Here is a 6,271-nt window from a genome sequence, read left to right on the forward strand (position 1 = left end):
GTGCCAACCAGCATGAGCAAAGTGGTGGTGTTCAGTGGTGCCGGCATCAGCGCCGAAAGCGGCTTGCCGACCTTTCGCGACAACGGTGGCTTATGGCACAACCATTCGGTGTACGACGTGGCAACACCCGAAGCCTGGGCGCGCGACCCGCAGCTGGTGCTCGACTTTTACAACGCGCGGCGACAGGGCCTACGCGAGGTTAAACCCAATGCAGCGCACTGCGCGCTGGCCGAACTCGAGCGGCATTGCGATGTGGTGGTCGTAACCCAGAATGTGGACGATCTGCACGAGCGCGCCGGCTCCAGCCGGGTGATTCATTTACATGGTGAACTGACCAAAGCCCGTTCATCGGAACGTGAATCATTGATCTATGATCTGGGCGAACGCGATATTGCCTTGGGTGATGTCTGCGAGCTGGGTTCGCAGCTCCGCCCCCATGTGGTGTGGTTTGGGGAGATGGTGCACAACACCGACGAAGCCTGCGCCGCAATTGCCAGTGCCGACAAACTGCTGGTGGTGGGCACTTCACTCTCGGTGTATCCGGCGGCGGGCTTTATCGAGTTGGCGCCTCCCGATGCCGAGCGAGTTGTCGTGGCGCCGGAGCTGGAGCGCGTACCGGCGGGCTTTGAATGGCAGCGCGGCAGTGCCACCGAGTTTGTACCGCTTTTGTGTAGCTGTTGGTCTCGGTAATAGCGGGTTCTCAGGAGCTGGCTTGATCGTCCCTTTACAGACCGCGCCTTTGTCATCATCCAATCGTTTTCTTCCTTCGTAACGCGATATGGCGCATTGGCGCCATTTCATTCACAGATTGCGCAAGGAAGAGTCTCTATGAATAAACAACTCCCTCTATTTGGAGCGCTGGTGCTGGCCAGTTCTTCGGTGCTGGCTCATCAGCAGTGGCAGGGTTATTACCTTGGTGCTAGCGCGGGTTTTGGGTTTAACCCCGGTGACAACGGCGAGCTGGAGTTCCGGCGGGTTGATGGCAGCGGCAACGAACAGGCGATCGAGAATGCCTTTGGCGACAATTTCGAGGGTAAATTCAATGCCGGGTCGCTGATTGGCCTGCAGGCGGGCTACGACTTTCAGAATGGCCGCTATGTCTATGGTGTCGAGCTGTCGGTCAGCGCCGCCGACCTGTCTCAGGAGCAGAGTGCATTCTCTGCGACTCCCGCAACCTATATCGAGCGCCGCGAAGTGGATGTGCTGACCACCTTGACCGGTCGGCTTGGTTTTGCGAGTGAGCGCGCCTTCCTGCCCTATATCAAGGCAGGGCTTGCCTATGGCGATGTGGATTACAGCTGGGAAGGGAACTCCGGTGCCTTTCGCGGCGAAGCCGATGATGATGACGGCAGTGGGTTGGGTTATACCGTGGGTATTGGTATGGAAGTGCGGCTGGAAAAGAACCTGACCTTGTCGTTTGAGTATCAGTACGTGGATCTCGGTGACGCCGACTTTGCGACCAACTTCAGTGGTGAGCAAAGTATTGGCGGCGGTAACGGCGCGTTCAATGCCTTTGGGAATGCGGCTTCAGGTGGCACCAATGCCGAGGGTAGCGACGACGATTTTGATTTTCAGGTGGTGCACACCCAGTTGAAGTATCGCTTTTAGTCGCGAAGGTTCAGGTACCCTCTTTACACATAACGCACCGCGCCGCCATCAATCCGGATATTCTGGCCATTGATAAAGGCGGCGCGTTCACTGCACAGAAAGGCCACCAGCTCAGCCACTTCTTCACGCGTCGCCAGACGCTCGCAGGCATTGGGAAACTCGGTTTCCACAATCTTGCGCTCAATATCCGCCCAGTCGTCACCCCAGCCCTTTTTCTCTGCTTTCAGGCGAAAACCGGCCTCCAGTTCCGGCGTACGAATATAGCCCGGTGAAACGGTGTTAACTGTAATCCCACTGCCGCTGAGCTCTTTGGTCAGGCTCACCCCGAGTGTGGCCAGAGCGCCCTTGGCGGCGTAGTAGTGGGGCATGATGCTGTTGGGCTGGTGGCTGCCAATAGTGCCGAGATTGACGATGCGCCCCCAGCCTTCCTGTTTCATTCCGGGTATTACGGCTTCACAAAGGCGGGCGACCGACAGGACGTTTTTCTGGTACATGTCGAGCCAGTCTGCTTCAGAGGTTTTTCCCCACTTGCCGGCACTGGCGGTGCCGTAGTTGTTGATCAGAATATGGACATGCGCATTCATCGCCTCAAGTTGTTCTACAACCTGTGCGCAACCCGCGGTGGTGGCAATATCACCCCACACGCTCCGGCTTTTGCCGGCGATGTCGTCTTGCTTTAGGCCGTGCCAGATCACCTCAACACCTTCGGTCGCCAGGGTGTTGGCTATGATTTCGCCGGTGCCGCGGTGGCTGCCGGTGACCAGTGCTGTCTTTCCAGCTATTCCAAGATCCATAAATACTTCCTGTTTTGTTCGGGACGCGATGGAAAAACGAAAATAGTCTCACGATCCTGCTCTGTGGCAAAATTACCGACTACCCATAAAACATAAGAGGTTCCCATGAATTACTGCCCCCAATGTGCCAGCCCGATGGGTGAAGTCCTGATCAACAGTGAAATCCGTAAGGGCTGTCCTGACAGCGCCTGTGGCTTTGTGTTGTGGAACAATCCAACACCGGTGGTGGCGATGATTGTAGAAGTCGAGGGCGGTGTCGTGCTGGCCCACAACGTGAACTGGCCGAAAAGTTTCTATTCGATCATTACCGGCTTTCTCGAGGCTGGTGAAGACCCCTTGGAATGCGCCAAGCGTGAGACCATGGAAGAGCTCAATCTGCACACGCTGGACTCCTCACTGGTGGGCGTTTACGCCTTTCCCCAGCAGAATCAGGTAATTATTGCCTACCACATCAAGGCGGCGGGTGAAGTGAAGCTGAATCACGAGCTGGATGACTACAAGATTGTGCCGGTCAATGAACTGAAAGGCTGGGACATGGGTACCGGGCTGGCCATTAACGATTGGCTGGCCGCTCAGCGGGCATCCTGACCACTAACCTCGGGCGATTCCTCAGCAGAGGCATCGCTCTCATCTTCTTCACTTTCTTTGGGGTCGAAGAACAGATCGTCCAGGGTTTTGTCGTCTTCGTCGTAGTCTTCGTTACGCGGGTCGATCTCGGCCATAACCGGGAATACATCGGGCGACACCGAAACAAAGTCTTCCTGCTCTTCGGGTGATATGGCGGGAACGCGCTGCATATCGCGCAGAATAAGAATCAGCAGCACTACAAGCAGCAAACTATTGGCGAGAAAGAAACCGTTTGCGCCGACCGCATCCATGACGCTGGCGTTGAGCAATGGACCGACCAGATTACCGATACCGTAAGCGGTAAGCAGGGTGGCACTGGCAGCCACAATCTGGTTCTGGGTCATTCGGTCGTTGGTAATGGCGACGGCGATAGAGTAGATCGAGGCGGATAGCCCGAAGAAGACGGCGGTAAATGCACAGATCCACAGGAAGCTTAGGTTGCCCAGCAAAAATATGACGGCCCCCGCGAGGCTGGAGATCAGGGTTACAACCAGCATGACCCGAGCCCGATCATGCCGGTCACAGAAGTAGCCGATAGGGCCCGCAATAATCATGGCTGAGAAAATTGCGACAGACATGAACACGGAAATCTGCCCGACATCCAGCCCGGTGCTGGTGGCGTACACCGGTGCCATCGCGTAAAAGCCGCTCATAATCACGCCATTGAGGAGAGAAGCGATAACGCCCAGGGGCGCTTCGCGGTAAACCTCCAGCATGGGCAGAGCCTCAACAGCCTCGATATTCGGGGAGTGCATGTGGCTCATGGCGAGGGGGATCAACGAGCCGACCAGCAGGATGGCTGCCAGGCTGAAGGGGATTGCGGACTCAGGAGGTGCAACCTGCAGCAGTAACTGACCGCCTGCAACGGCAGAATAGAAGAAAATCTGGTACATGGAGAACAGTCGCGCCCGGTTGCCCGCGGTTGCGACACAACTGAACCAGCTTTCTACAGTGATAATCAGACCGGCTGCCGCAACACCACTGGCAAAGCGCATCCCCCCCCACAGCCACATCGATTGGGACATCGGGTAGACCAGCGCCGCGATGGCGGCGGCCGCTGAAAATACGGCGAATGCACGAATATGGCCAACGCGCTGAATGATACCCGGGCAAATCCGGGAGCCGATGACAAAACCCAGAGCAAAGAAAAACAACACGATGCCAATGGTCATCGGTTCTATGCCACTGAGACTCATGCGAACGCCAAGCAGTGAATTTACAAACGCATTTCCGCTGGCGAAAAGGACAACGCTGATAATCAGGGCTGATAGGGCAACTACAATCTGGGTCATGAATACTGGGCGCGGTCTATTCCGTGTTGATGGTTAAGCTCAAGGATAACATCGGCATGTGAGGGCAGGGCTACAAGATTGGCTTCAGTCAGGCGCTGATAGTGCTGGATAAAGCGTGCAATCTCTTCGGCGCTCATGACGCCGCTGCCATCGGGCCTGAGAGCGGCGAGTTTCTGTTCCTGCTCCAGCCGCCAACGATAAACACAGCTGAAATCCGGGGCTTTCAGCATGACCATTGTATGCAATCGCCCGAACAGTTGCTGGTAATTTTTCAGACTGTCGTTTACGAATTGCCGCCAGCGACCGTCGCTGTCCTCATTTTTTTCCAGCGCATTGATGGGGGTGGTCAGCTCATCCGCACTCTGAGGTCTGGAGCCGACACACCAGCCTTCCAGAATGACCATATCGATCGGGCCTTCAATCGTGGGCCACTGTGACAGTGGGGCGCGATCATCACTGCTTTTATCGAAGCGAGGAAGCGATGTGGTATCGCCATGACTCAGGCTCAACAAACTTTCCAGCGTCTGTAGCGCCAGCGTCAGATCGTGGGTGCCGGGTACGCCCCGGGTTTGCAGCAGCGGGTGAATGGTTTGCGCCAGCTGCTCTCTTTCGCTGCGGGTGAGATAGAAGTCGTCGATGGACAGCACCGCCACCCTGCGCCCGCGCGCGCCCTGCAAGGCGGCGATAAAATCTGCGAGAGTGGATTTGCCCGAACCCTGACAGCCGTTGATGCCGAGCAACAGCGGGCATTCCGTTTTTTTGTCGAGCCAATCAATCAGCGGAAGATAGATGTCGCGGGCGATATCGCGAAAGGAGTCCGGCAGCCGGTGATGCCGCATAAAAGCCGGGATAGTGCCCTCTGTGCTCGACAAGTCAGAACTCCTTACTTGCCAAACAGCTCTCGGTCGTTATCGCTGGCCGCTTCACGGCATTCGCCGGTGACGGTGGACTGACGGAAACCAATGATCTTTTCAACGACGACGTAACCTTCGCGACAGTAACCTGTGCTATCGAGCTTTTTCTCAAGCAAGGCCATTACCCGGGCTTCGATAGCGGCTTTTTCGTCGTCAGCCGAATAGGCAGACATCTCCGGCGGCTCGTTCATATCCGTGGGCTCGTTGGCGTCAAAGACCAGCGTGGGTTTTACACGACCGTCAGAGGGCGAATCGAGGCGATAGTCGAACAACTTGCTGCCGTCTTTGAGAATGCGTGGGCTAAAGGTTTCGGTCTCGTTGCTCTGAAGCTGTGCGCCGCTGCAGGCCGCCAAAAGAAAGCAGAGCAGGCTCGCGCCGGTGAGCTTGGTGTACTGAATCATGAAACCCTCCTTGATCACTGAGTGGGCGATTTTTTACCAAATTGCTCGCGGTCTTCTGCTGTGGCGGCTTCCTTGCACTCGCCCCGCAGGCTGCCGTTGCCGTAGCCGACAAGCGTGTCGAGTGTGTAATAGCCTTCGCGGCAGTAGCCGTTTTCTTCCAGCAGGCGGGGCACCGCAAACTGCAGGTGGCGCTGGTTTTTTTTGCGCAGCTCTTCGGCTGAGTATACGTCGCGCCCGTCACTGAAACCGCCGGACTGGTCGTAGGCAAATACAGGACGCAATTTATCGCCACGGGAGAATTCATAGCGAAACATTTTGGTGCCGTTGTCGAGAATCTGCGGCGTAAACTGTTCCGTGATACCGGTAGCAGGCGGAGTACTCGAACAGGCCTGGAGCAACAGGCCGAGGCCTACAATAAAAACCGAATGTCGCAAACCCGCCTCGCTAACCAATGGATAGGGCCAGCATACGGCTTAGCTGGCACAACTGCCAGCCGCTTTCCGCGCGCATCTCGTTGAAGGCTTCCTGTACCTTGCGCAGATCGCGCTGGGAGATGGGATTGTCTTTGTCGATGATGCCGTTGAGTTTCAGCGCCGCGCACACGTCGCGGCTGAGAATGAAAGTGTCTTTGCCCA

Annotated in this window: 8 protein-coding genes and 1 pseudogene; 3 read left to right on the top strand and 6 right to left on the bottom strand. The window is 56.4% G+C overall.

Features of this window, described 5'->3' with window-relative positions; all coding sequences use genetic code 11:
- Positions 1-12: 12 nt before the first annotated feature.
- Together ABY734_RS11175 and ABY734_RS11180 are read left to right on the top strand one after the other, a co-directional pair.
- Complete coding sequence (locus ABY734_RS11175; RefSeq protein ID WP_372779232.1) at positions 13-690, top strand: NAD-dependent deacylase; 678 nt, start codon at positions 13-15, stop codon at positions 688-690.
- Between the two features lie 138 nt (positions 691-828).
- Complete coding sequence (locus ABY734_RS11180; RefSeq protein WP_372779234.1) at positions 829-1,608, top strand: outer membrane protein; 780 nt, start codon at positions 829-831, stop codon at positions 1,606-1,608.
- Between the two features lie 23 nt (positions 1,609-1,631).
- On the opposite strand, the gene ABY734_RS11185 is transcribed toward ABY734_RS11180, so the two are convergent.
- Positions 1,632-2,402: an SDR family NAD(P)-dependent oxidoreductase gene (locus tag ABY734_RS11185; protein WP_372779236.1), complete on the bottom strand. Its 771-nt coding sequence runs from the start codon at positions 2,400-2,402 to the stop codon at positions 1,632-1,634.
- A 105-nt stretch (positions 2,403-2,507) separates the two neighbouring features.
- On the opposite strand from ABY734_RS11185, the gene ABY734_RS11190 reads away from it, so the two are divergent.
- Positions 2,508-2,990 (top strand): NUDIX domain-containing protein, encoded by a 483-nt coding sequence (locus tag ABY734_RS11190; RefSeq protein WP_372779237.1) that lies wholly within the window; start codon positions 2,508-2,510, stop codon positions 2,988-2,990.
- Here ABY734_RS11190 and ABY734_RS11195 read toward each other — a convergent pair.
- From ABY734_RS11195 to ABY734_RS11215, 5 genes and pseudogenes are all read right to left on the bottom strand, one after another.
- A complete protein-coding gene (locus ABY734_RS11195) occupies positions 2,975-4,321 on the bottom strand; it encodes an MFS transporter (RefSeq protein WP_372779238.1) in 1,347 nt (448 codons plus the stop codon). The two genes, ABY734_RS11190 and ABY734_RS11195, sit on opposite strands and share 16 nt — an antisense overlap.
- Positions 4,318-5,193, bottom strand: coding sequence for a hypothetical protein (locus tag ABY734_RS11200; RefSeq protein ID WP_372779239.1), 876 nt, complete (start codon positions 5,191-5,193; stop codon positions 4,318-4,320). The genes ABY734_RS11195 and ABY734_RS11200 overlap by 4 nt, the downstream gene beginning before the upstream one ends.
- Before the next feature lie 11 nt (positions 5,194-5,204).
- Complete coding sequence (locus tag ABY734_RS11205) at positions 5,205-5,636, bottom strand: hypothetical protein (RefSeq protein ID WP_372779241.1); 432 nt, start codon at positions 5,634-5,636, stop codon at positions 5,205-5,207.
- Between the two features lie 14 nt (positions 5,637-5,650).
- Positions 5,651-6,070, bottom strand: a complete 420-nt coding sequence (locus tag ABY734_RS11210; RefSeq protein WP_372779243.1) for a hypothetical protein — start codon at positions 6,068-6,070, stop codon at positions 5,651-5,653.
- Between the two features lie 10 nt (positions 6,071-6,080).
- Positions 6,081-6,271: pseudogene (locus ABY734_RS11215) on the bottom strand (DNA-3-methyladenine glycosylase I); the annotation flags it as partial.

Origin of the sequence: Litorivivens sp. (genome assembly GCF_041624475.1) — a bacterium.
GTDB lineage: Bacteria > Pseudomonadota > Gammaproteobacteria > Pseudomonadales > Spongiibacteraceae > Litorivivens.